This is a genomic window from Pantoea sp. CFCC18179, from assembly GCF_059412405.1.
The window spans coordinates 207054-232851 of record NZ_JBNBPM010000001.1; the positions used below are offsets into that span (position 1 = coordinate 207054).

Below are 25798 nucleotides of genomic sequence, written 5' to 3' on the forward strand. Positions count from 1 at the left end.
TTAATACGGGAGAAAGTAATGGGACACGTGGTGAAGATTGGGCGTTACGAAATTGTGGATGCAGAGTTCAATACCGACAAGCTGGATACCGTCAGTATTCCCTGCCACACCAATCCCGGCCTGAGTCATCAACTCGACGGCTGGGATGTGGAAACAAGTGTACCTGCATGGATTGATGACGAAGCCGTTGATTTGCAGATCGGACATTATGACAAGCAGCATGATCTGTGGGTGCTAAAAAAACCGGCTTAGGAAACATTCACCGCCATTACCTCTCATGGCGGTGATTCCGAAAAGTTGTCTTAAAATGAAGCGTTATATTCGCAGTGAATTAACTTTTAACCTTATTATTCAATTCACTAGCGTATTATTTCATTAGTCATTTATTTCCTTTTCAGACTATTTCCATATTAACTCTGTCAAATAACTCCTGCATACTCTTAAACGTTGCTGCAGCTTTTCGTGACGTGCATCACGTCTCAAACGGTCCTTTCCATGCAGCGCTTATGGCAGCATTGACTCATATCTCGCTGAAAATATTCTTCTTTATCCATTTCAGCAGACCACTCCTGAGCGCGTACTTGATTCTGGTCAGGCCATCTTTTACTTAAGAAAAGAGAGCAGGTTTTATGGCAAGCACTTTGATAATGAATGATGCAACCCGCTCATGGAGCGGACTGCGCAAAAACCTCATCGCAAAAGTCGCACTTAGTTTCTCGGATTTAATCGCATTAAATTTGGCATTGTTTTTATCTGCCGCTACCGTTCAAGGTATTTGGGGCGAATTGGATACCTTTATTCCGCCTCAGCAGATTGAATACCGCTTTATTGCACAATTGGGTTTATCCGTGCTTTGTACCGCGTGGTTTTGGGTACGCATGCGTCACTACACTTACCGCAAACCGTTCTGGTTTGAGTTGAAAGAAGTTATCAAAACCCTGTTTGTTTTCTCACTGCTGGATTTGGCGCTGATTGCCTTCTCCAAGTGGGATTTCTCGCGCATGATTTGGGTGTTTAGCTGGACTTACGCCCTGCTGCTGCTGCCGCTGATGCGTGCGGTAGTCAAACGCGCGATTAACCGTGCAGGCCAATGGCAGAAGGAAACCATCATTATCGGTTCCGGTAAAAATGCCATGGAAGCTTATGCGGCGCTGCAAAGTGAGGAGATCCTTGGCTACAACGTGCAAGCATTTATCTCACTGGATGATGAGCAGCAGCCGGAAAAACGTAACGGTGTACCGGTGATTACCTGGAAAGATATCAATTGGCAAACCATGGATCGTGACAACACCCAATTTATCGTCGCCACGGAATTTGAGCAGCAAGTGGTGCGCGATAAATGGTTGAAGTTCCTGTCTAAAATGAAGTGCCGCTCCATTTCGGTGATCCCAACGCTACGCGGTGTGCCGCTGTACGGCACCGATATGTCCTTCATCTTCAGCCATGAAGTGATGATTCTGCGCGTGAGCAACAATTTGGCAAAACGCTCTTCCCGCTTCCTGAAACGCACCTTCGATATCGTGGTGGCTTCACTGCTGCTGCTGTTCCTCGGGCCGGTATTTGGTTTGCTGTGCGCGATGGTGAAACGTGATGGTGGCAATGCGATTTATGGTCATGAACGTGTTGGACAAGATGGCAAGAAATTCAAATGCCTGAAGTTCCGTTCTATGGTCACCAACTCGCAGGAAGTGTTGCAAAACCTGCTCGCCACCAGCGAAGAAGCGCGTGCTGAATGGGATCGTGATTTCAAACTGAAAAACGATCCGCGTGTGACGAAGATTGGTGGTTTCCTGCGTAAAACCAGCCTCGATGAATTGCCGCAGTTGTGGAACGTGATTCGCGGTGAAATGAGCCTGGTTGGCCCGCGCCCAGTGATTGAAGCTGAACTGGAACGTTATGCCGGTGATGTCGATTACTACCTGATGGCTAAACCCGGTATGACCGGTTTGTGGCAGGTTAGTGGCCGTAACGACATCGATTACGACACCCGCGTGTACTTCGATTCTTGGTATGTGAAGAACTGGGCGTTGTGGACCGATATCGCCATCCTGTTCAAAACCGCTGGCGTAGTGGTCCGTCGCGACGGCGCTTACTAATACCCTCGACGCGATGCCTGTGCCGGCTGGCAGGCATCGCCTTTTTCTTTCTTCCTTTCTCTATTCGGCTTTCTTTTTTCCGGCAATGTCATTACCCTTCCCGCTTGTTTAACTGGTCGTTTCGGTTCGTAATGCAAAAATTTACTCTAATACTTCTTAGCCTGGTGCTACTGGCACCGCTGGGCATTGATCTCTACCTTCCTACATTGCCGCAGATCGCCGAAGGTCTTAACAGCCCGGTGAGTTTAATTCAGCTAACCATTCCACTGTTTTTATTGGTGATGGGCATTGGTCAACTGGTGACCGGTCCGTTGGTGGACAACTTCGGTCGTAAGCCGATCGCGCTGATTGGTTTGGCGCTGTATATCATTGGCAGCGCGATTGCCGCTACCGCGACGCTTTGGCCGGTGTTTTTCCTCGCGCGTATCATTCAAGGCTGCGCAGTATGTTGTAGTGCGGTGGTGGCATTTAGCGGCGTGCGCGATCGTCTCAGCGGCGAAGATGCAGCGCGTGCGTACGGTTTCCTTAATGGCGCACTGAATATCGTGCCTGCGCTCGCCCCTTTGCTGGGTGGCATTCTGGCTGAAGCCTTCGGCTGGCGCATGCCATTCTGGTTCCTGTGCGGCTATGCCGTGGTGATTGGCTTGATTGTGGTGTTGTGGCTACCAGAAACGCGCCCCGCGGATACGTTGCGAGTAAAAGGCTTACCGATTGCGCAATATGCCGCAATTGCCCGTGAACCGCGTTTCCTCGCCTTCGCTTTTGCCAATGCTGGCGCGCTGGGCATGGTGCTGACCTACGTTTCCTTAGCGCCACACGTGTTGATGACCGAAGGCGGTTTGACGCCGCTGCAATTCTCCTTCGCCTTCGGCGCCAATGGCTTCTGGATCATGCTGGTCAGCGCTGTAGTGAATAAAACTATCCGCAAAGCCGGACGTCCGTTTTGTCTGGCGATGGGCTTCGCCTTGATGCTAGCCGGTGCAATTTTGTTAGTGATTGGCACCACGCTGTTTCCCGCCGCATGGCAAAACCATTGGGCGCTGTACATGATTCCGGTGGCCGTTTCAGTCGCCGGCTTGGCGTTTACCATCGGCCCGGCCACCAGCTATGCACTGGAACCTTATCAGCAGCAAGCGGGCGTGGCGGCGGCATTGCAAGGCTTTATTCAGATGGCGTGCGGTGCCGGCGGCAGCATGGCGATTGTGGCATTGCCAGTGGCAGAAAAATCGTCACTGGCATTGATGATGTTGGTGGGTGCAGCGCTGGCGCTGACGGCCTGGCGCTGCAGTAAGAACATGCATGGTCGCGTGACCGCGCTTAAATAACCTCAACCGGAACGCGTGGCGCGAGCGCGCACATCAGCTCGTAGCCCACGGTTCCGGCGGCTTTCGCCACTTCATCGATCTTCACCTGATTACCCCAAAGTTCCACTTTTGAGCCAATCCCGGCCTGCGGGCAAGGTTCTAAATCGATCATCATCATATCCATTGAGATGGCGCCCAACGTTTGCGTACGCACGCCATCGACAGACACGGGCGTACCGGTTGGCGCGTGGCGCGGGTAACCATCAGCATAACCACAAGCCACAATGCCAATGCGTTGCGCGCCGCTGGCGTGATAGCGATAGCCGTAACCGACGCCGTCGCCCGCATTGAGTTGCTGCACGCCAATGATCTCACTACTCAACGTCATCACCGGCTGCAAGCCGGTGCTGGCGATATCTTGCCAATCCCCGCTTGGCGATGCGCCATAAAGGATGATTCCAGGACGCACCCAATCATAATGCGCTTCTGGATGCCACAGCGTCGCCGCCGAGTTGGACAACGAGCGTGGGCAATTCAGCCCTTCCGCTGCCAGCTCCACGCGTTTAAGCGGCTCAACCAAACCTTGTGGATTTTCTGCATCGGCAAAGTGCGCCATCAAGGTCATTTCGCCGACATTCGGCAAAGCGCGCAGTTTTTGCCACGCCGCGTGCGCCAGTTCAGGACGGAAACCGAGTCGATTCATGCCGCTGTTGATTTTGAGATAGACATCAATTGGCGCAGATAACTGTGCTTTCGCCAGCGCCTGAATCTGCCAGTTGCTGTGCACGCTGGTGGTCAATCGATAGCGATCAATCAACGTTAAATCTTCCGCATGGAAGAAACCTTCCAGCAGCAGGATCGGTTTTTTCCATCCCTGCTCGCGTAACAAAATCGCCTCTTCCATATTCAGCAGCGCAAAACCATCGGTTTCTGCCAGGCTTTGCCAGACGCGAGCCACACCGTGACCATAGGCATTGGCTTTCACTACCGACCAGACATGAGATTGCGGTGCCGCCTGGCGCACCACCGCCAGATTATGACGCAGCGCCTGTTGATTGATGGTGGCACCGGTTGGACGTGACATGCTGTTACTCTCCCTGAAACTTCAACGCGCTGCGTTTGCGTTACGCAGTGGCGACGGATGTGGCTCAAAACCTGGCAAATAGCGCAACACGGACAAATCATCTGCGGCGATAGCCGGTTTCTGACCGGAAATAATATCGGCCAAAAGCTGACCGGAACCACAAGCCATCGTCCATCCCAGCGTACCGTGTCCGGTATTGAGATAGAGATTAGACAGCGGTGTGCGGCCAACAATCGGCGTGCCGTCTGGCGTCATCGGACGTAATCCGGTCCAAAACGTGGCTTGTTTGATATATCCGCCTTCAGGATAGAGATCGCCGACCACCATCTCCAGCGTTTCACGTCGCGCGGGTAACAGTTTGGTGTTAAATCCAACAATTTCTGCCATGCCACCGACGCGGATACGATCATCAAAGCGCGTTACCGCAACTTTGTAGGTTTCATCAAGGATGGTGGAAACCGGAGCCGCCTCGGCATTTTTGATTGGGATGGTTAGCGAATAGCCTTTCAGCGGATAAACCGGGATCGACACAATATCTTTCAGCAACGCCGTCGAATAAGAACCAAACGCCACCACGTAAGCATCGGCTTTGATCACTTCATCACCGCATTTCACGCCATAAATCCGATTGCCTTCACGCAGCAACTGATCGACCGAAGTGTTGTAGCGGAAGGTCACGCCTGCCGCTGCCGCCATCTCGGCCAGGCGTTGGGTGAAGAGTTGGCAATCACCAGTTTCATCATTGGGCAAACGCAATCCACCGGTAAGCTTATGCGCGGTCGCCGCCAACGCCGGTTCAACGCTTTTTAACTGATGTGCCTCAAGCAGTTCGTATGGCACGCCCGCATCGCGCAATACCGCAATGTCTTTACTGGCGCTTTCGAATTGCTGTTGGGTGCGGAACAATTGCAGAGTGCCGCCCTGGCGGCCTTCATAGGCAATACCGGTGCTGGCGCGCAACGTTTTCAGGCAATCACGGCTGTATTCCGCGATGCGCACCATGCGGCTTTTATTCTCTTGATAGTGCTGCATGTCACAGTTGCGCAGCATGCTCCACATCCATTCCAGTTGGAACTTACTGCCATCTAAACGCACCGCCAGCGGCGCATGGCGCTGAAACATCCATTTGACGGCTTTAAGCGGCACGCCTGGCGCGGCCCACGGTGCCGCATAACCGGGGGAAATTTGCCCAGCATTACCTGCGCTGGTTTCCAACGCGGCAGCGGGTTGGCGATCAATTACGGTGACTTCATGTCCTGCCTGTGCCAAATACCAGGCGCTGGCAACGCCAACCACACCACTACCAAGAATCACTACGCGCATAAGCCCCTCGTCGCAGCAAAAGAATAATTAACTAATAACCCATCCCAAAGCAGCATAACTTCACCGCCAATCAAATCTTACATTCGACCGACATATTTCACATGTTTTTCACTTAACTGCACACTGAAATCATGCAGCGGGTCAAAAATCAGGATTTTTTATGCCTTAAAGCCATTAACCAGCAAATTATTATGCGTTAGGCAGTGCTTTTGTCTTTTTTCAGGAGAAAGCGCCGCAGTCATACATTAGGCTTATAAACAGAGTTTTATTCTGATAATTAATTAAATACCAACACTTGTCATTAGCCAGCGCTTAACTGGCGCATTTCGAATGATTTTCTGCCAAAAGAATTCAATTGAGATCCGGTTTCGGATAAGCGACAGTGGACTATCATTGAAGTGTTCGCTCAGTTTTATTGGGCCATCTTGCTCAGGATGAGGCCTTAAACGATCGTGACAGGATAATACCTGCCGCTTGCAAAACAGAGGTGCGCTATGACGACAATCTTTGACGAGCCAACCCGCAACAGCAAACGACTCAGCGATGGTCCCGACTGGACATTCGAATTACTCGATGTGTACCTAGCGGAAATAGACCGGGTAGCCAAAAGCTACGGGCTGGATACCTATCCGCACCAAATCGAAGTGATCACCTCCGAACAGATGATGGATGCTTATTCAAGCGTCGGCATGCCCATTAACTACGCGCATTGGTCGTTCGGTAAGAAATTCATTGAAACCGAGCAGCGTTATAAGCACGGTCAGCAAGGTTTGGCGTACGAAATCGTCATTAACTCCAATCCGTGTATCTGATGGAAGAGAACACCATGACCATGCAGGCGCTGGTGATGGCGCATGCATGTTATGGGCACAACTCTTTCTTTAAAAATAACTACTTGTTCCGCAGCTGGACGGATGCCAGTTCAATTGTCGATTACCTGCTGTTTGCACGTAATTACATCACTAAATGCGAAGAGCGTTACGGCGTGGAAGAGGTCGAACGGCTGCTGGATTCCTGCCATGCGCTGATGAATTACGGCGTTGATCGCTATAAACGCCCGCAGAAGATTTCGTTGCAGGAAGAGAAAGCTCGCCAGCAAAGCCGCGAAGAGTATCTGCAAAGCCAGGTGAATACGCTGTGGCGCACCTTGCCGCGTAAAGAGAAGGAGTCAGTGCATATTGAAGCATCGCGCTACCCTTCTGAGCCGCAAGAGAACTTACTCTACTTCATGGAAAAAAATGCGCCGTTGCTAGAATCATGGCAACGCGAAGTGCTGCGCATTGTGCGTAAAGTCAGCCAGTACTTTTATCCGCAGAAACAAACCCAGGTGATGAACGAAGGCTGGGCAACCTTCTGGCACTACACCATCCTCAATCATCTGTATGACGAAGGCAAAGTGTCGGAACGCTTTATGATGGAGTTCCTGCACAGCCACACCAACGTGGTGTATCAGCCGCCATATAACAGCCAGTGGTACAACGGCATTAACCCGTATGCGCTCGGCTTTGCGATGTTCCAGGACATCAAACGCATCTGCCAATCGCCAACTGAAGAAGATCGCTATTGGTTCCCGGATATCGCCGGTTCCGATTGGCTGAAAACCATGCATTTCGCCATGCGTGAGTTTAAAGATGAAAGCTTTATCAGCCAGTTCCTGTCGCCGAAAGTGATGCGCGATTTCCGTCTGTTTACGGTAATGGATGACGATCGCAATAACTTCCTCGAAATTGCGGCGATTCATGATGAAGCGGGTTATCGCGCCATTCGTCAACAGCTTTCAGCACAATATAACCTGAGCAATCTTGAGCCGAATATTCAGGTTTATAACGTTGATTTACGCGGCGATCGCTCTTTGACACTGCGTTATGTACCACAACAACGTGCGCCGCTCGACAAGAGCCGCAAAGAAGTGCTGAAACATGTGCATCGCTTGTGGGGATTTGATGTGATTCTGGAACAACAGAATGAAGACGGCAGCGTGGAGCTGTTGGATCGTTCGCCCGCGCGAAGCCCAAGTTTATGAGGCAAAAAAAACCGGACTGCGAAGTCCGGTTTTTCATTTAGCGCTTGCTGGCTAAATCATCTGGCATGCTTTTCTGCATCTTGTGCCAAATCTCGCCGCTGCGACGTCCGTATGCACGCACGCTATCGACAATCTGCTCCTGCGATGGATTTGCCACGCACAAATCAGCTAATTGCTGATAGAAGTTACGCGCCAGTTCGCGCGCTTCCAGATTGGAGAAATAGTGACGGCCGACACGAATATACAACCCTTTCAGGCCGTTCAGAATCAAGCCATAAATCGGGTTACCTGAGGCGAATGCCAGGCCGCGGAATACGCGATAATCCAGCTCGGTATAGGCTTCCGCTTTATCTTCCTCGCTCAGCGCATTCTCCAGCACTTCACGTGCTTTATCCGGATGATGACGTAACGCACGACTGATAAAGATCGAGGCGATATTGGTGCGCACTGACAGCAGGTTATCAATCAACTGCGGCACGCTGTCGTGATCGAGTCGCGCCAGTGTTTCGAGAATGTTGAGACCGGAAGTTTCCCAGAAATCATTCACACGCGTCGGCTTACCATGTTGAATGGTCAGCCAGCCATCACGCGCTAAGCGTTGCAACACTTCACGCAAGGTGGTGCGCGTCACACCAATCAGTTCAGAAAGCTCACGTTCGGCAGGTAGAATGGATCCCGGCGGAAAACGACTGTTCCAGATGCTTTCAATAATATACTCTTCAGCAAATCCCGCGGGGCTCTGCGCCTTAATCACCATAGCATTTATTTCTCGTTGCTTTCTTTATCGTAATGCGACTCATCATACCAGAGCGGCTATAGCGGAAATAGCCTGCCAACCGATTAAAAGCGCGCGCTGGCGCAAAATTCAGCAGTGAATTCTGGTTAAAGTCAGGGGAAAGCATACGATTGCGCTGCGCTTACCAATACAGATGCAAATCACCCGAATTCGCCTCTTTTTTGCCTGCAACCCGACTTAAGTCATTTTTGTACATGATTTTTTCCCGCTGCCTGGCTGGCACGGTTGCGCTTTTGGTTTACACTGCGAAACATTAACGGTTACTGGAAAAGCAATATGTTGCGATATTTGAATCAATGCTCGCGTGGACGCGGCGCCTGGGCGTTACTGGCCTTGACGGCACTGGCTTTTGAATTAACTGCTTTATATTTTCAACACGTAATGGGGCTCAAACCCTGCGTAATGTGTATTTATGAACGTTGTGCCCTGTTTGGCGTGATGGGCGCGGGCATTGTCGGTGCGATTGCGCCAAAAACACCGCTGCGTTGGGCTGCTATTTTGATCTGGCTTTATAGCGCGATTGAAGGTGTGCGTCTTTCCTACGATCACACCATGATTCAGTTGCACCCCAATCCATTTGTTACCTGTGATTTTGCGGCGCGCTTCCCAAGCTGGTTGCCGCTGGACAAATGGTTGCCATCGGTATTCGTCGCCAGCGGTGACTGCGCTGAGCGTAGCTGGACGTTCCTGACGTGGAGCATGCCGCAGTGGATGATCGTGATTTTTGCGGCATATCTGTTAGTGGCGGTTTTGGTGCTGATTGCCCAGCCTTTCAAGCCTAAACGCCGCGATCTGTTCGGCCGTTAAGCGCAAACAAAACAGGCAGCCTTGGCTGCCTGTTGCATGATTAACCGTTGCGATCCGGTCGATCAATAATATGCTCTTCCCAATCGCGCACTTCACTCTCTCGCACCGCAATAAAACGCACCGAAATACGCTGTGCATGCATCGCCTTTTTCGAACCTGCAATCAAAGGATGCCAGGCCGGCAAGGTTTTGCCTTCGCCCAACACGCGATAGGCGCAGGTGCGTGGCAACCATTCAAAGCTGGTGAGATTCTCGCGCGTTAGCTTGATGCAATCTTCTTCTAACTCAAAACGGCGCTCGTAGTTACGGCACTGGCAGGTTTTGATGTTCAGTTGATTGCAGGCAACGTTGGTGAAGTAGATCTCATCCGTGTCCGCATCCTGCAACTTATTCAGGCAACATTGGCCGCAGCCGTCGCACAGGGATTCCCACTCTGCGTCGCTCATTTGGTCAAGGCGTTTCGTCTGCCAGAAAGGTTGTTCAGTCATGATTGCGGTCCGGGTTGATATTAAGACCGCACCTTATAAAGGTTCAGGTGCGGTGATGCAAGTTTTACAGTACGCGAGTGGTGATACCGTGACCTGCTAACGACACTTCCAGCTTATCGCCGGAACGCATCGGGCCAACACCTTCTGGCGTGCCAGTCAGGATCACGTCACCCGCGCGCAGGGTGAAATATTGGCTCATATAAGCGATTAGCGGCAGAATTTTGTGGATCATATCGGCCGTGGTGCCATGCTGACGTACTTCGCCGTTCACCACCAGCTTCAGCTCGGTGTTTTGTGGATCGCCACTGAACTCCGCCGCAGGGATAAAGCCTGATAGCGGGCAAGAATTATCGAACCCTTTCGATTTTTCCCACGGCTGACCGGCTTTCTTCAAACCGGCCTGCACATCACGCAGCGTCAAATCCAGCGCAATACCATATCCGGCGATCGCTTTGGCCACATGTTCTTCGCTCGCCTGCTTGAGTGTTGAGCCAATCAGCACCGCAAGCTCTACTTCGTGGTGCACTTCACCAAAATTGGCCGGGATCGACAGCGGCTGACGCAGATCGCACACCGCGGTTTCCGGTTTGATAAACACCACCGGCTCGGTTGGCGTGGCACTGCCCATTTCCTTTATATGCTTCGCATAGTTGCTGCCGACGCACACCACTTTGCTGATCGGATAATCCAACAAGGCGCCCTGCCAGTTACGATGCTGATACATGCTATTCCCCTGCTTTGGTTGTGTTTGCCGCCAGTATCACTGGCGAATAAGTCTGGTTCACTGCCGGAACGCGGCGAGTTGAGGGAATATATTAGCGGGTTTATCGCGGCTGGCGTGGCGGAAATTGTCAAAAGTCGTTAATCGCTTACAACAAAATCAGCTAACCGGAAGGGAAATTGCCCGTAATAAAGATTTTAAACGGGCAGTTAAATAACGCAAATAACACTGATTATTTCTACAGGATATATTTACAGATGAATCTGAATTAACTTTTTTTACCCTGATCGAGATGAATGTTGAGCAGACTTTCTACCGGCGGTGGAATTTGCAAATAAAAGCCGTGCTCACTTAAACCTTGCTTCACTTTATTGATATCCGCGTTAGCCAGCTTGTCACGCTTATCCAGCGACAACACCATTGCCAGCTGGGGTTTTCCGAAGCCGCGCAGCAGTTCTTCCGGAACCCGTGAGAAATCGTCTTTTTTTTCAACATACAGATAAGTCTGTTCACGTTGTGGGCTTCTGTAGATCACACAAAACATATTTTTTACTCGAATTAACCGATGGCGTCACTTGCCTGAATATAGCAGTAACTATAACATGCTTGCAGAACTTCGAATATTGACCGATTGATGTTATTGCCGATTTTATCGGCTCACATTTAAAGGTCGTAAAACAGGACTGAGTCAGCACAGATGTCGCAAACGCCAATCGAATTCAAGGGAAGCAGTTTTACCCTATCCGTCGTTCATCTGCATCATTCGCAACCCGAGGTGATTCGTCAGGCGCTACAGGACAAAATCGATCAGGCACCGGCTTTTTTGCACAATGCGCCCGTGGTGCTGAATGTTTCCGCGCTGACCGGCGATATTAACTGGAAACAGATGCAACAAGCGGTGATGGCGACCGGTCTGCGTATCGTGGGTGTGAGCGGTTGCAAAGACGAAGCCCTGAAAAAGATGATTGCCAGAGCCGGTTTGCCGGTGCTTTCCGAAGGGAAAGAGAATCGCAAACCTGCCAGCGCGCCAGCGCCGGTAGTTGAAACCGCGCCAGCTGTTCCGGCCGTGGTTGCCGATGCCGCCAGCAAAACGCGCATCATTAATACGCCGGTGCGTTCAGGCCAACAGATTTATGCGCGCAACGCCGATCTCATCGTCACCAGCAGTGTCAGTGCGGGTGCCGAATTGGTGGCTGACGGCAATATTCACATTTACGGCATGATGCGCGGTCGCGCGTTAGCCGGTGTTGGCGGTCAACGCGACAGCCAAATTTTTTGCACCAACCTCGCCGCAGAGTTGGTTTCAATTGCTGGGGAGTATTGGATGATGGATCAGATCCCAGCGGAATTCTTTGGTAAAGCCGCACGCCTAAGCCTTAAAGAGGGCGAGCTTTCCATTCAGACACTTAATTAAGCCCCTTTTCTTCTGTTAAGGAAATCAACATTTATGGCACGCATTATTGTAGTTACATCGGGTAAAGGGGGCGTTGGCAAGACCACGTCAAGCGCGGCCATCGCCACAGGTTTAGCGCAGAAGGGCAAGAAAACCGTTGTTATCGATTTTGATATCGGTCTGCGTAACCTGGATTTGATCATGGGCTGCGAACGCCGCGTGGTTTACGATTTCGTTAACGTGATTCAAGGCGACGCCACGCTCAATCAGGCGTTGATCCGTGATAAACGTACCGAACAGCTCTACATCCTGCCCGCTTCACAGACGCGTGATAAAGATGCGCTGACGCGTGAAGGCGTGGAGAAAGTGCTGAACGATTTGGCGGCGATGGAGTTCGACTTTATCGTCTGCGATTCACCAGCAGGTATCGAAACTGGTGCGTTGATGGCGTTGTACTTCGCCGATGAAGCGATTATCACCACCAACCCAGAAGTCTCTTCGGTACGTGACTCCGACCGTATTCTCGGCATCATCTCTTCTAAATCACGTCGCGCTGAGAACAGCCAGGATCCGGTAAAAGAGCACTTGTTGCTGACCCGTTATAATCCGGGCCGCGTAACCCGTGGCGACATGCTGAGCATGGAAGATGTGTTGGAAATTCTGCGCATTCCACTGGTCGGTGTGATCCCAGAAGATCAATCTGTGCTGCGCGCCTCTAACCAGGGTGAGCCGGTGATCCTCGACGCAAACTCTGACGCCGGTAAAGCTTACGCTGATACCGTAGATCGCCTGCTTGGCGAAGAACGCCCCTTCCGCTTTATTGAAGAAGAGAAGAAGGGTTTCCTGAAACGCCTGTTCGGGGGATAACCAATGGCATTACTTGATTTCTTTTTATCCCGTAAGAAGAACACAGCCAATATAGCCAAGGAAAGGCTGCAAATTATCGTAGCCGAACGCAGAAGGGGCGACAGTGAGCCCCATTATCTGCCACAGCTGAAGCGCGATATTTTGGAAGTGATCTGCAAATACGTAAAAATTGACCCGGATATGGTGACCGTTCAGCTGGATCAGAAAGGGGACGATATCTCCATCCTGGAACTTAACGTCACCTTGCCGGAGCCGGAAGACGTTCCTAAATGATGACAGCGGTTTCCTGATTCTCCCCTGCGATGTTGCGCAGGGGAAATCTCACCGCTTACAGCGCTTGTAAAATCTCGTCGATACGCGCTTTCAGTAACTCACCACGCCAGCCTGTCAGCAGTTCTGGAGTACGCGAAGCGTTCTTCAATCCCCAGTAAACACTCAGCACCTGATTAATCTGGCGACGCGAGGCCAACAACTCCTGGCTGAAACCGCTCTCTTCACTCACCTGCTGTACCAGCGCCTTGATGGCTTTGAATGCTTGCTTGTAATGCGGATGATCGATCAGATTGGGCAACGGCAGCGGTAATGACGCTTCGTCTTGCGCCTGTGCTTCGGCAACTAACGCCACCATTGCCTTACCGTGGAAACGGATTTCATGACCGTTGAGACCTAAATGATCCAGTTCACCGAGGCTGCCCGGCATAAAGCGCGCGACTTTCCACAAGTTCTCTTCGCGCACCACAAAATTAACCGCCATATCTTTCTGACGTGCGATGTTTAAGCGCCACGCCGCCAAACGCTGCAATGCGGCTAACTGGCGCGGACGCAACTGCCATGCGTTGGTGATATCACGCCAGGCTTCTTCCGGTTGCAGCACATCCAGACGACGCTGACACAGCATATCGCACTCGCTTAACGCCGCCGCCATATTGCCTGCCGCTTCGGTTTGCTCCACCAGCTGATGCGCAATCGGCAGCAAATAGGCCACATCGGCGGCCGCGTATTCACATTGACGTTCAGTTAACGGGCGCGCCAGCCAATCAGTACGAGATTCACTTTTATCCAGCTCGATTTGATTGAAGTGCATCACCATCGAGGCAAAGCCCCAAGAAAGTGCCTGGCCGGAAAATGCCGCCAAAATTTGCGTATCAATCATTGGATCGGGCAAGCATTTGAAGCGATGCAGGAAGACTTCAAGGTCTTCGCCGCCAGCGTGCAGGAATTTCGTGACCTGCTGGTCTTGCAGTAACGCCACGAACGGCGTCCAGTCACTGATATTGAGGGGATCGATCAGGATTAGCTGGTCGCCGTCAAACAGCTGAATCAGTCCGAGCTGCGGATAGTAGGTGCGGGTGCGCACAAATTCGGTATCCAGCGCCACGGCAGCGTGTTGGCGAGCTTTCTCGCACACCACCGCCAGTTGCTCATTTTGGTCGATCAAAGAGTAATTCACGTTGTCTTTCTCGCTGCGGCAAACTCCGCGCAGCGCTCCATGTTAAAAGCAATAAAAACGCCGGACTGTGCCGGCGTTAACCTAAGGAGAATGGCGCGTTACTGCCCTTCTCGCTTCGCCTCATCGCGCAATTCGCGGCGCAAAATCTTGCCCACATTGGTTTTGGGCAGTTCGTCGCGAAACTCAATAATTTTCGGCACTTTGTAGCCGGTGAGCTGGCGACGGCAATGATCCAGCACTTCTTCTTTGGTCAGTGACGGATCTTTCTTCACGATGCAGACTTTCACCGCTTCACCCGACAGATCGCTCGGTACGCCAATCGCCGCGGCTTCACGCACTTTCTCATGCTGCATCAGCACGTCTTCGATCTCGTTAGGATACACGTTAAAGCCCGACACCAAAATCATGTCTTTCTTGCGATCAACGATGCGAATAAAGCCTTCGCTATCAACGGTAACAACATCACCGGTATGCAGCCAGCCATTTTTCAGCACTTCCTCGGTGGAGTCCGGGCGCTGCCAATAACCCACCATCACCTGCGGACCGCGAATGCACAACTCGCCCGGTTCGCCCGGCGCAACATCTTTATCTTCATCGTCAACGATGCGCACATCGGTTGACGGCACCGGCAAGCCAATGCTGCCGGTATGGCAAGTGATGTCATACGGGTTTACCGATACCAGCGGTGAACACTCGGTTAAGCCGTAGCCTTCCAGCAGATAATGTCCGGTAAGCTTTTCCCAGCGCTCGGCAACCGCTTTTTGTACCGCCATGCCGCCACCGGCAGACAGGCGCAGCGTCGAGAAATCCAGCTTGTTGAAATTGGCATCATTAAGCAGCGCATTGAACAACGTGTTCACGCCGGTGATGGCGGTGAACGGGAATTTGCTTAGCTCTTTGACGAAACCAGGGATATCGCGCGGATTGGTGATCAGTAAGTTGGTGCCACCAAGGTCGAGGAACAGCAGCCCGTTAACCGTTAAGGCAAAGATGTGATACAGCGGCAGTGCGGTAACCACCTGTTCCTTGCCAGGACGCAGTAGCTTGCCGTAAGTGGCTTTGGTTTGCTCCAGATTGGCCTGCATATTGCGGTGAGTCAGCATCGCGCCTTTGGCCACACCAGTGGTGCCGCCGGTATATTGCAGGAAGGCCAAGTCGTCATTAGTCACCGTTGGACGTTGATAGGTCATCTGCGCGCCTTGCTGCAAGACGTTGCGGAATGGCACCGCGCCCGGGAGATGGTATTTCGGCACCAACTTTTTCACATATTTGACGACAAAGTTAACCAGCGTGGCTTTCACCGGAGCCAACTGATCGCCCATGCGCGTCAGCATCACGTGTTTGATTGGCGTCTCCGCCACCACTTTTTCCAGCGTATGGGCAAAATTCGAAACGATAACAATGGCGCTGGCGCCGCTATCGTTCAGCTGATGTTTGAGTTCACGCGGCGTATACAGCGGGTTGACGTTAACTACCACCATGCCCGCGCGCAGCACGCCAAACAGCGCGACTGGATATTGCAGCAGATTTGGCATCATCAGCGCCACGCGATCGCCCTGTTTCAGCCCTAAACCTTGTTGCAGCCAGGCGGCGAACGCACGGCTCTGCTTTTCCAGTTGCCGATAGGTCATCGGCTGGCCCATGTTAATAAAGGCCACCTGATCGGCATATTGCTGTGTGGCATGTTCGAAAAGATCGACCAGAGAAGCATAGCGATCGGCGTTAATTTCCGCGGGCACATCTGCCGGATAGCGTTTGAGCCAAACCTTATTCAAAGAATCACCCCGATATTCTTGTTGTGTAGCCATCGCCGCCTCGACAATCAAAGTTGTTAACAATATTTTAACTGATTGTACCAGTTTGCCTGTTTCGGCATTTTCAGGTTGCGAAGCGCATCACTAAATTTCGCGCATCGGTTGCGCGCCCAATAAAAAGGCCCGATCGCGAGCACCGCGATCGGGCCGTAAAATGTCAGTATAAAACGTTATTCGGTGAGGATGGTTTGCACCTGCGCCGGTTGGCCCAGATTCATGCCCCAATACGGATTCGGTCCCCAATAGCCACCACGATGGCGCGTTGGTCCATACCAAATGTAGGGATCGATCGGCTGCGGCGGCGTCATTACTTGTTGCGTCAGATGCCAGCGCTGATAACCACGCACATCCACCACCACAAAGTTGTAGCTGGCTTTACCGATGTCACCTTTTTCGGTGCCTTTGATGCTGCCAAGCACGGTGATGTATTGGTTATTCAAATCAATCGGATCAACAAAGCCGTGGATGTCGGCAAATATACGTCCGACCGAAGCGGAGCCTAAACGCGGACGCGCGCTGTCATCCAGCGGCTGAGTCGCAATCTCGACACGCGTCAGGCCGTTGAGATTAGTGACTTTCACCACTTTGCCGCCAAAACGTGATTCCTGGCCGACATACAGTTGCGGCGCATTCATCACCCGTAATAGATCTTGCTGTGGAAGCTCAGAACTTCCTTTAATTGAATCTGGCACCGAAACACAACCGCTCAACAGCAGTGCGCAGGCTAACAGAGCGCCAGACATCCCTTTACGACTTATTGGCATAGCACTTCTCCTGTTATTTCTCTGATTAGACTGAACTCGCTGAGATAAGTTGCGCGTAGCTTAACGTCCCGGCAACTTTTTCCATGCCACTTCATTACGCAGATAAACCGGCTCGGCATTTTCTACCGCCACCGCTTCGCCGCGTTGCCAGGCGTTGATTGCCAACGGCAACATATCTTGCGCCGCCGGTAATAAAACCTCTGAAGCGATGAGTTGCGCGCCCGGGGAAGTTAACAGATGCGGATATGCCTGCCAGCCGGTGCCAACCGTGGTCCATTCGCCACTGAGTGCCGCAATACGCGCCTGCGCCGCTTCCGGTTTCAGCACCGCTTCGGTTTCCGCGCCATGCCATTCGCCGTTTTCATCACGCTGATATTCAGCCCAATAGAGTTCACCCATGCGCGCATCAATGGCCGCCAGCACCCGCGTAGCGCCGGTTAAGCGCCAGGCACCTTGTGCCATGGTTGCCAGTGATGACACGCCAATCATTGGCAGATTAGCGCCAAGCGCCAGCCCTTGCGCAATGCCAATGCCGATACGCACGCCGGTAAAACTGCCCGGCCCGCGACCAAACGCCAGCGCGTCAAGCGCAGTCAATTCTAACTGCTGCGCCAGCAACAGCTCCTGAACCAGCGGGAGAATGCGTTGGGTGTGATCGCGTGGCGCGATTTCAAAGCGGGCATCAATCTGCTGCAAATTTTGCAGCGCGGCAGAACAGGCTTCTGTCGCCGTGTCCAGGGCTAAAATTCGGACGGACATAACAACCTCAGAGAGTCAAAATGGCGCGCATCTTACCACAGCCTGGCACAAATTAGTGATCCAGCGGCTGACGCACAAACTCGATGGCACGTGCAAGATCGCGGGTACGCGGCGTTGGCGGCAAACTGTTGAGGAACAAGCCGCCATACGGACGTGAAACCAGACGTTGATCGCAAATCACCAACACGCCGCGATCGTCGGTATCACGAATCAAACGGCCCACGCCCTGTTTCAGAGTGATTACCGCATCCGGCAGCTGCACATCGGCAAACGGATCGCCGCCGCGCAGACGACAATCTTCCATGCGCGCTTTAAGTAGCGGATCTTCCGGCGAGGTGAACGGCAGTTTATCGATGATCACCAGTGACAACGCATCGCCACGTACATCAACGCCTTCCCAGAAACTGCTGGTCGCCACCAACAAGGCATTACCGGCTTCGAGGAATTGTTTTAGCAATTGTCCTTTGCTGGTTTCACCTTGCAGCAAGACAGGCAACGTCATCGAGGCACGAAATTCAATCGCTAATTCGCGCATCATTTTGTGCGAGGTGCACAAGAAGAAACAACGCCCTTTGTTGGCATCAATCAACGGCTTCATCATGCGCGCCAGTTGCTTTGCGCCGCCGGGATGATTCGGTTCCGGCATGTTGCGTGGCACGCACAGCAACGCTTGCTGGGTGTAATCGAACGGACTATCGAGGATTAACGTTTTGGCGTTATCAACACCTAAGCGGCTGGAGAAATGGCTCATTTGTTCATTTACGGCCAGCGTCGCCGAGGTGAAAATCCAAGCGGCTTTGCGATTGTCCATTACTTCACGGAAGCGTTCCGCCACCGAAAGCGGCGTCAGCGCGAGGGTGAAATGACGGCTGTTGCATTCATACCAATAGCTGAAGCCGGGCTCATTAATGGCACGCAGTCGTTTTAAGCGCGTGCGATACAATGCCGCGCGTTCAAACGCCGCATCCAGCAAAGCAGAACGGCCTAACGACAGCTTGATGACGTCGTAGCAGAGTTCCAGCGCATCATCCAGCAATGTGAGCATGCGCATGGTGTTGTTATCACTGAGCAAATCACGCAGATTGCCACGAAAACCGGGCTCGCCGAGCGTTAAGCGGAAGTCCTGCGCGCATTGCGCCAGGCGATCGGCGGATTTTTGCAGTTGCTGCACATCGCGGACTTCGGTGCGATAGGCAATGATGATGTCTTTGGCGAGATCCTGCAGCTGACGGCTCGACAGTTGTTGGCCAAAATATTGGCTGGCGATATCGGGTAACTGATGCGCTTCATCGAAGATCATCACATCGGCTTCAGGGATCAGCTCGCCGAAGCCGCCCTCTTTCACCACCAAATCGGCGAGAAACAGATGATGGTTAACCACCACCACATCGGCATCCATGGCTTTTTTACGCGCTTTGACCACGAAGCAATCTTTGTACAACGGACAATCGCTGCCAAGGCAGTTATCGTTGGTGCTGGTGACAAACGGCCAAATCGGGCTGTCTTCCGCCACGCCGCTGCAATTGCTGACGTCACCATCGCTGGTTTCCGATGACCAACCGCGCACGCTGATCAAATCACCCAGCGCTTGCACGTTGAGATCGCCGCCGGTTTGATTTTGCTGCTCAAGACGTTCGAGGCATAAATAGTTGGAGCGCCCTTTCAGCAGCGCGGTTTTGCCACTGAATTTTAATGCGCGGGCAATGGTGGGCAGATCGCGGTTATACAGCTGATCTTGCAAAGCTTTCGATCCAGTCGAGACGATCACTTTCTTTTTGGCGCGCAAGGCTGGCGCCAGATATGCATAGGTTTTACCGGTGCCGGTGCCGGCTTCGACCACCAGCTCGCCACCTTCATTTACCGCTTCGGTTACCGCTTGCGCCATTTCGCGCTGTGCTTCACGCGGTTTAAAGCCCGGAATTGCCTGCGCGAGCGCGCCATCTGCTGCAAAATCGTCTGCCACACTTCCTCACCGAATAGGTAAAAACCACTGTAATTATGTCAGGATTCCACTCAGGCGACCACAACAGATGACATCCGCCCTTGGGATATGGCAGGCTAGCGCAGCAAAATCAAAGGAGAAAAACATGACCATTACGCGTATTGATCCGGAACACCGTATGTCGGAAGCGGTTGTACACAACCAAACCGTGTATTACACCAGCGTGCCGGAAAATCTGGATGACGATGCGGAAGCGCAAACCGCCAACGCGCTGGCGGTGATTGACGCCATTCTGACTCGAGTGGGATCGGATAAAAGCAAGATCCTCGATGCGACCATTTTCCTGGTCGACAAGGCTGATTTCCCGGCAATGAATCGCGCCTGGGATGCGTGGGTGTCACCTGGCAATGCGCCGGTGCGCTGCACCGTGCAGGCCAATTTGATGAATCCAAAGTACAAAGTCGAAATTAAAATTATCGCCGCACTGTAATTCTTATCGGGCGTTATTCGTTGTCGTCTTCTTCATCCTCATCGTCTTCGAACATCGCCCGAACCCGCTCACCTTTATAGGTTTGACGGATTTCCTGCGCCACTTGCGCAATGGCTTGTCCGCTCGACATGCCGCCCGCCATCAATTCCTGGATGCGTTCAACCGCTTGCTGCTGCTGTTCATGAGATAACGCTGGAAGACCTGTAAACATAATTCGCTCCTGGTGCAATGGGGACGCATTATTACCACGTGGAACAAACGGGTGCCAGCAACAAAAAAATATGGCAGGCTAGCGACCTGCTTGCTGAAGTGATTTGTCCCATGATGCTAAAACGCCTCGTTCTGAAGTATACGCCTGAAACGCTGTTACACCTTTTCTCTCCGTTGGCCCAACAACCTTGGGCAATGTTGCTGACCTCGGGCCAGGCCGATCACGCCGATAACCGCTTTGACATAATGACGGCCGATCCACGCGCCACGCTCACCACGCGCGGCGAGAGCACAGAAATTCAATGTGGTGATGAGATCATTTTTTCTTCGGCCGATCCGCTGCTGCTGGTGCAACAGCAATGCGCAGCGCTCGGCGTTGCGCCTGATTTCGATCCTGATTTGCCATTTCAGGGCGGCGCGATTGGGCTGTTCGGCTACGATGTAGGCCGCCGCTTTGAGACATTGCCGCAGCACGCCGAGCAAGATCTCAGCACGCCGGATATGGCAGTGGGTATTTATGATTGGGCGCTGATTGCCGATCATCAGCAGCAAACTTTAACGCTGGTGGCGTTGGATGATGCGGAGCAGCGTTGGCAATGGCTGCAAGTGCAAACTGCGCCGCAAACCGAAGCTTTTGCGCTGACCAGCGAATGGCAATCGAACATGAGCTTCGATTCCTATGCGCAACGCTTCCACGCGGTGCAGGATTACATCCAGGCCGGTGATTGTTATCAGGTGAATTTGGCGCAACGTTTCCAGGCGAGATATCGCGGCGATGAGTGGCAAGCCTTTTTGCGACTCAACCAGACGAATCGCGCGCCGTTCAGCGCTTTTCTACGTTTGCCTAACAGCGCCTTGCTGAGTTTGTCGCCCGAACGTTTTCTGTCATTGAAGCAGCAAGAGATCGAAACGCGGCCAATCAAAGGTACGCTGCCGCGTCTCGACGATGTCGAAGCTGACCGCCTACAAGCGCAAAAACTGGCAAATTCAGAGAAAGATCGCGCTGAGAATCTTATGATCGTCGATCTGCTGCGCAACGATATTGGTCGCGTCGCCGAACCGGGTAGTGTGAGCGTTCCGGAACTGTTTGTCGTGGAGCCGTTTCCGGCAGTACATCACCTGGTCAGTACCGTGCGTGCGCGTTTACCTGAAACATTAACGGCTACCGACCTGTTGCGTGCCTGTTTTCCTGGCGGTTCAATTACCGGTGCGCCTAAGATTCGGGCGATGGAAATTATTGAAGAGTTGGAACCACATCGCCGTAACGCGTGGTGCGGCAGCATCGGTTACCTTAGTTTATGTGGACGCATGGATACCAGTATCACCATTCGCACGCTGATCGCCGAGAATCAGCACCTTTACTGCGCCGCAGGTGGCGGTTTGGTGGCGGATAGCGATCTCAACGCCGAATATCAGGAAACCTTCCACAAGGTCAACCGCATCTTGCCCTGCCTGCGTGATGAGGCGTGACATGAGTTTGACGCTGGAACAATTCCTTAGCCGCTTTGTGTTGCAGCCGCCGCCAACGGCGAGCAAAAGCGTGATCAGCGGACGACGAGCAGCGGTGCTGGTGCCGGTGATTGATGGCGCTGAGCCGGGCCTCTTATTAACACGCCGTTCTTCCCATCTGCGCAAACATGCCGGCCAGGTGGCGTTTCCCGGTGGCATGCAGGATGCCAGCGATGATTCGCTGATTCACACCGCGCTACGTGAAGCGCAGGAAGAGGTCGGCATTCAGCCCGATCAGGTGCAGATTGTCGGCGTGCTGCCGCCAGTCACCAGCAGCACCGGTTTTGCCGTCACGCCTGTGGTCGGCATCATTCCGGAAAATCTCGCTTTGCAGCTTAATCCTGATGAAGTAGAAAGCGCCTTTGCCATGCCGCTGGCGGAAGCATTGCGTCTCAGTCGCTATAGCGATCTCACTTTGCGCCGCGGCCATCGCCAACATCAGGTGTGGCTTTCGTGGTATGAGGATTACTTTATTTGGGGCATGACCGCGGGCATCATCCGCGCACTAGGCCAGCAAATCGCCCTGCCTTAACGCTCCCGTTTCGTTTGCCTCGCCGCGAATATCGATCCACATCACATCCTGAGAAATGGATAACTATTTCTGTGGGTTATAATTAGTTTATTTCATGCGAAAAGCTGCTCATTGTGCAGCATGGGCGATTACTATTAGCCGCATAAACGGCTTGTGCCGTGTAGAATAAGATTTGTGAGGAGTGTCACCGGTGATTAGTGTTTTTGACATGTTTAAAGTGGGCATCGGCCCGTCCAGTTCACATACCGTCGGTCCGATGAAAGCGGGCAAGCAGTTTGTGGATTTGCTGATCGAACAAGGCAAACTGCATGACGTGACGCGCGTGGCGGTCGACGTTTACGGTTCGCTGTCACTCACCGGTAAAGGTCACCATACCGATATCGCGATTATCATGGGCCTGGCCGGATTCGAGCCCGCCACTGTCGATATCGATGGCATTCCTGCTTTTATCAAAGACGTGGAACAGCGCGAACGTTTGCTGTTAGCCAATGGCGCGCATGAAGTCGATTTCCCACGTGAAGGCGGCATGGTGTTCCGCAGTGAAAACCTGTCACTGCATGAAAACGGCATGACGGTGTTCGCCTTCGCCGGTGATTTGCTGATTCTGAGCAAAACCTACTATTCGATTGGCGGCGGTTTTATTGTCGATGAAGAACATTTTGGTCAGCCGGTATTGAACGAAGTATCGGTTCCGTGGCCGTTCCATTCGGCAAAAGAGTTACTGAGTCATTGTCGCGAAAGTGGTTTATCGCTGTCTGGCCTGGTGATGAAAAACGAACTGGCGTTACACAGCCGCGATGAAATTCACGCTTACTTTAGCAATGTGTGGCAAACCATGCAGGCGTGCATCGATCGCGGTCTTAATACCGAAGGCGTGCTGCCTGGCCCATTACGCGTACCACGTCGCGCGGCTTCATTGCGTCGCTTGCTGGTTTCATCCAATAAACACTCTAACGATCCGATGGACGTGATTGATTGGGTCAACATGTTTGCGTTAGCCGTAAACGAAGAGAATGCGGCCGGTGGTCGCGTGGTCACCGCGCCGACCAATGGCGCGTGCGGCATCGTTCCCGCCGTGTTGGCTTATTACGATCACTTTATTGAACCGGTTACGCCCGATATTTTCATCCGCTATTTCCTTGCCTCTGGCGCGATTGGTGTGCTGTACAAAATGAATGCTTCCATCTCCGGCGCTGAAGTGGGTTGCCAGGGCGAAGTCGGCGTGGCCTGTTCGATGGCGGCGGCTGGATTGGCGGAATTGCTCGGCGGCAGCCCGGAACAAGTGTGCGTCGCGGCCGAAATCGGCATGGAACACAACCTGGGATTGACCTGTGATCCCGTGGCCGGTCAGGTTCAGGTGCCGTGCATTGAACGCAACGCGATTGCTTCGGTGAAGGCAATTAACTCCGCGCGTATGGCGCTACGCCGCACCAGCGAACCGCGCGTGTCGCTGGATAAGGTGATCGAAACCATGTACGAAACCGGCAAAGATATGAACGCCAAATACCGTGAAACGTCACGTGGTGGTTTAGCGATTAAAGTCCAGTGCGACTAGCCGCTTCGGTGACGATTAAAGCAACAATCGCACATTTTTATGCATAACTGACTACCTCCGTTTAAGTAAACCAGTTACATTAATTTTCGCGGGCGGCCCTCAGGGGCCGCGCTTTTTTTAGTGCCGTTTTTTTTATTCAGCCGCGCTAAACCTGGCCGCCTCAATGCCGATAACCTACTCGTTAATTTGGCTTCAATCTTTGTTTTACAAGGTGGTTACTGATGCTCATTCCCCAGCAATTCGTGGGTCAATTTCGCCGTAAGCGGTTGCTTATTGCGTTGGTGATCGCCTCGCTGGTGCTAATCCTGACGCTGACTTTTCGTTATATCGAAGAGAAGTCGCGTATTGAGCAGCAGTCACTGAATTTTGCTAGCCGCGCCATCGAACGCTTTGACCGCATGTTCTCGCCGCTGGACGTGTCCGCCAATAACACGCTGGGCTTAGTTGGCGTGCCTTGTGCGCAAGTGCGTTATCCGTTGATTGAGAAGATCGCCTCGCTGCAAACCGTGCGCACCGTTTTTCTGGTGCAAGACGACAAACTTTATTGCTCAAGCATTTTTGGCCCGCAAAACCTCTCCTTCAGCCAAACCTATCCCGAACTGGCGATTAACAATCAGCGTATGATGCTGTCCACCGACAGCGATCTGTTAAAAGGCTCGCCGGTATTGTTGCTGTGGACGCCAAAGTCGCTGGATAACCGCGAAGGTTTGCTGCAAGTCATCAACATTGAATTGATGACCAATTATCTGCTGGAACCGCAGCTACCGTGGGTGGAACGCGCCATCTTCAATGTTGGCGGTCAAAGCCTGGAATATGGCAATCCATTAATAGAACCCACCGAACCTTCTGAAGATGAAGTGGCCTACGATCAGGCTTCATTGCGTTATCCGTTTAGCATCACCGTTTACGGCCCTTCTCCCGCGCGTTTAGCCTTGAACACTTTGCCGTCGCAATTGCCGCTGGCGCTGATGCTCAGTTTATTGATGGGTTATATCGTCTGGCTGGCCACCGCCAACCGCATGAGTTTGAGCTGGCAGATTAGCTATGGCATCACCGCCAACGAATTTATGGTGTATTGCCAGCCGCTGATTAACGCCAAAAGTGGCGAATGTGATGGTATGGAATTGCTGCTGCGTTGGCACAACCAACGCCAAGGTTGGGTTGCGCCAGATGTATTTATTCCGCTGGCAGAACGCCAAAACCTGATCGCGCCTTTAACTCGTTTTGTACTGGCGAAAGTGGTGGATGAGCTGCCAAATCTGCCGCAGTGCCCGTCGTTCCATATAGCGATTAACGTCGCCGCCAGCCACTTCCGCGACCGCGCGATTGTCGAAGATTTGCAAAATATTTGGTGGCCAGCTAACCCGATTCCTAAACTGGTGGTCGAACTTACCGAGCGCGATGCGTTGCCAGTGATCGACCAATCCGTGGTGTCGCAGTTGCATGAGATTGGCGTGCGTTTGGCAATTGATGATTTCGGAACCGGCCACAGTTCGCTGGCCTACCTGAAAGATCTCAAACCTGACGTGCTGAAAATCGATAAGATTTTTACTGCGGCGATTGGCACTGATGCAATCAACGCTACCGTCACCGATATGGTAATTTCACTGGCACAGCGCCTGAATATTTCGCTGGTGGCGGAAGGTGTCGAAACCGCGGAGCAAGCGCATTATCTGCGTGAACGCGGCGTCGATCATTTACAAGGCTACTTCTACGCGCGTCCAATGCCGATTGAAGACTTCCCGCTGTGGCTGGAGCAACATCAGGCGCAGCTTAGCGCTTAGTTTTCCAAATTATTACGTTCAACCGGTCACCCTAAATGGCGATCCTACGGCAACAATCACATATAAAAAAACGGCCATCCCGCAAGGA

24 protein-coding genes and 1 pseudogene are annotated in these 25798 nt (G+C 52.5%); 13 read left to right on the forward strand and 12 right to left on the reverse strand.

Translation table 11 applies throughout. The features are described 5' to 3' along the window. The first annotated feature begins 18 nt into the window (after positions 1–18). From ACPUC7_RS00970 to ACPUC7_RS00980, 3 genes are all read left to right on the forward strand, one after another. A complete protein-coding gene (locus ACPUC7_RS00970; protein WP_343552711.1) occupies positions 19–252 on the forward strand; it encodes a DUF1480 family protein in 234 nt (77 codons plus the stop codon). Positions 253–629: 377 nt separating this feature from the next. Continuing rightward, positions 630–2096, forward strand: coding sequence for an undecaprenyl-phosphate galactose phosphotransferase WbaP (wbaP, locus tag ACPUC7_RS00975; protein WP_494921428.1), 1467 nt, complete (start codon positions 630–632; stop codon positions 2094–2096). A gap of 131 nt (positions 2097–2227) precedes the next feature. Then, complete coding sequence (locus tag ACPUC7_RS00980; protein WP_494921429.1) at positions 2228–3421, forward strand: multidrug effflux MFS transporter; 1194 nt, start codon at positions 2228–2230, stop codon at positions 3419–3421. On the opposite strand, the gene dadX is transcribed toward ACPUC7_RS00980, so the two are convergent. Next, positions 3414–4484, reverse strand: coding sequence for a catabolic alanine racemase DadX (gene dadX, locus ACPUC7_RS00985; RefSeq protein WP_343552708.1), 1071 nt, complete (start codon positions 4482–4484; stop codon positions 3414–3416). The genes ACPUC7_RS00980 and dadX overlap by 8 nt on opposite strands. A 21-nt stretch (positions 4485–4505) precedes the next feature. After that, positions 4506–5807 carry a D-amino acid dehydrogenase gene (locus tag ACPUC7_RS00990; RefSeq protein WP_494921430.1) on the reverse strand — a complete coding sequence of 434 codons (1302 nt, stop codon included), beginning with the start codon at positions 5805–5807 and terminating at the stop codon, positions 4506–4508. A gap of 494 nt (positions 5808–6301) precedes the next feature. Between ACPUC7_RS00990 and ACPUC7_RS00995 the strand changes: the two are divergent. Continuing rightward, positions 6302–7830 (forward strand): annotated as a pseudogene (locus tag ACPUC7_RS00995) (SpoVR family protein). Positions 7831–7867: 37 nt separating this feature from the next. On the opposite strand, the gene fadR reads toward ACPUC7_RS00995, so the two are convergent. Then, positions 7868–8587, reverse strand: coding sequence for a fatty acid metabolism transcriptional regulator FadR (gene fadR / locus ACPUC7_RS01000; protein WP_343552705.1), 720 nt, complete (start codon positions 8585–8587; stop codon positions 7868–7870). Between the two features lie 315 nt (positions 8588–8902). Here fadR and dsbB point away from each other — a divergent pair, with 315 nt between their 5' ends. Beyond that, positions 8903–9433: a disulfide bond formation protein DsbB gene (gene dsbB / locus ACPUC7_RS01005; protein ID WP_343552704.1), complete on the forward strand. Its 531-nt coding sequence runs from the start codon at positions 8903–8905 to the stop codon at positions 9431–9433. A 40-nt stretch (positions 9434–9473) separates the two neighbouring features. On the opposite strand, the gene ycgN is transcribed toward dsbB, so the two are convergent. From ycgN to ACPUC7_RS01020, 3 genes are all read right to left on the reverse strand, one after another. Then, the gene (ycgN, locus tag ACPUC7_RS01010) at positions 9474–9920 is read right to left on the reverse strand and encodes a cysteine cluster protein YcgN (protein WP_343552703.1); all 447 of its coding nucleotides are present in this window, start codon (positions 9918–9920) and stop codon (positions 9474–9476) included. Positions 9921–9984: 64 nt separating this feature from the next. Then, positions 9985–10644 (reverse strand): fumarylacetoacetate hydrolase family protein, encoded by a 660-nt coding sequence (locus ACPUC7_RS01015; protein ID WP_494921431.1) that lies wholly within the window; start codon positions 10642–10644, stop codon positions 9985–9987. 265 nt (positions 10645–10909) lie between these two features. Further along, the gene (locus tag ACPUC7_RS01020) at positions 10910–11185 is read right to left on the reverse strand and encodes a YcgL domain-containing protein (protein ID WP_343552701.1); all 276 of its coding nucleotides are present in this window, start codon (positions 11183–11185) and stop codon (positions 10910–10912) included. A gap of 153 nt (positions 11186–11338) precedes the next feature. Here ACPUC7_RS01020 and minC point away from each other — a divergent pair, with 153 nt between their 5' ends. The 3 genes from minC to minE are packed head-to-tail and all read left to right on the forward strand — an operon-like array spanning position 11339 to position 13174. Continuing rightward, positions 11339–12055 carry a septum site-determining protein MinC gene (gene minC / locus ACPUC7_RS01025; protein ID WP_494921432.1) on the forward strand — a complete coding sequence of 239 codons (717 nt, stop codon included), beginning with the start codon at positions 11339–11341 and terminating at the stop codon, positions 12053–12055. A gap of 33 nt (positions 12056–12088) precedes the next feature. Continuing rightward, positions 12089–12901: a septum site-determining protein MinD gene (minD, locus tag ACPUC7_RS01030; RefSeq protein ID WP_034828743.1), complete on the forward strand. Its 813-nt coding sequence runs from the start codon at positions 12089–12091 to the stop codon at positions 12899–12901. A 3-nt stretch (positions 12902–12904) separates the two neighbouring features. Next, positions 12905–13174, forward strand: coding sequence for a cell division topological specificity factor MinE (gene minE, locus ACPUC7_RS01035; protein ID WP_007889661.1), 270 nt, complete (start codon positions 12905–12907; stop codon positions 13172–13174). Positions 13175–13229: 55 nt separating this feature from the next. On the opposite strand, the gene rnd is transcribed toward minE, so the two are convergent. From rnd to yoaA, 5 genes are all read right to left on the reverse strand, one after another. Further along, positions 13230–14351, reverse strand: coding sequence for a ribonuclease D (rnd, locus tag ACPUC7_RS01040; RefSeq protein ID WP_494921433.1), 1122 nt, complete (start codon positions 14349–14351; stop codon positions 13230–13232). 98 nt (positions 14352–14449) lie between these two features. Next, a complete protein-coding gene (gene fadD / locus ACPUC7_RS01045) occupies positions 14450–16126 on the reverse strand; it encodes a long-chain-fatty-acid--CoA ligase FadD (protein WP_494921434.1) in 1677 nt (558 codons plus the stop codon). Positions 16127–16335: 209 nt separating this feature from the next. Continuing rightward, positions 16336–16929, reverse strand: a complete 594-nt coding sequence (locus tag ACPUC7_RS01050) for a Slp family lipoprotein (protein WP_494921435.1) — start codon at positions 16927–16929, stop codon at positions 16336–16338. A gap of 60 nt (positions 16930–16989) precedes the next feature. Continuing rightward, a complete protein-coding gene (gene tsaB, locus ACPUC7_RS01055; RefSeq protein WP_494921436.1) occupies positions 16990–17688 on the reverse strand; it encodes a tRNA (adenosine(37)-N6)-threonylcarbamoyltransferase complex dimerization subunit type 1 TsaB in 699 nt (232 codons plus the stop codon). A gap of 52 nt (positions 17689–17740) precedes the next feature. Next, entirely contained in the window at positions 17741–19651 is a 1911-nt protein-coding gene (gene yoaA, locus ACPUC7_RS01060) for a DNA repair helicase YoaA (protein ID WP_494921437.1), read from the reverse strand. A 124-nt stretch (positions 19652–19775) separates the two neighbouring features. On the opposite strand from yoaA, the gene ACPUC7_RS01065 reads away from it, so the two are divergent. Continuing rightward, positions 19776–20120, forward strand: coding sequence for a RidA family protein (locus ACPUC7_RS01065; RefSeq protein WP_494921438.1), 345 nt, complete (start codon positions 19776–19778; stop codon positions 20118–20120). Between the two features lie 13 nt (positions 20121–20133). Here ACPUC7_RS01065 and ACPUC7_RS01070 read toward each other — a convergent pair whose 3' ends face one another. Further along, positions 20134–20331 (reverse strand): YoaH family protein, encoded by a 198-nt coding sequence (locus ACPUC7_RS01070; RefSeq protein WP_343552693.1) that lies wholly within the window; start codon positions 20329–20331, stop codon positions 20134–20136. A 110-nt stretch (positions 20332–20441) separates the two neighbouring features. Between ACPUC7_RS01070 and pabB the strand changes: the two genes are divergently transcribed. From pabB to ACPUC7_RS01090, 4 genes are all read left to right on the forward strand, one after another. Further along, entirely contained in the window at positions 20442–21800 is a 1359-nt protein-coding gene (gene pabB, locus ACPUC7_RS01075) for an aminodeoxychorismate synthase component 1 (protein ID WP_494921439.1), read from the forward strand. 1 nt (position 21801) lies between these two features. Further along, positions 21802–22371: a CoA pyrophosphatase gene (locus ACPUC7_RS01080; protein ID WP_494921440.1), complete on the forward strand. Its 570-nt coding sequence runs from the start codon at positions 21802–21804 to the stop codon at positions 22369–22371. A 190-nt stretch (positions 22372–22561) separates the two neighbouring features. After that, positions 22562–23926 (forward strand): L-serine ammonia-lyase, encoded by a 1365-nt coding sequence (locus tag ACPUC7_RS01085; protein ID WP_494921441.1) that lies wholly within the window; start codon positions 22562–22564, stop codon positions 23924–23926. Between the two features lie 221 nt (positions 23927–24147). Further along, the gene (locus ACPUC7_RS01090; RefSeq protein ID WP_494921442.1) at positions 24148–25710 is read left to right on the forward strand and encodes an EAL domain-containing protein; all 1563 of its coding nucleotides are present in this window, start codon (positions 24148–24150) and stop codon (positions 25708–25710) included. Positions 25711–25798: the final 88 nt, after the last annotated feature.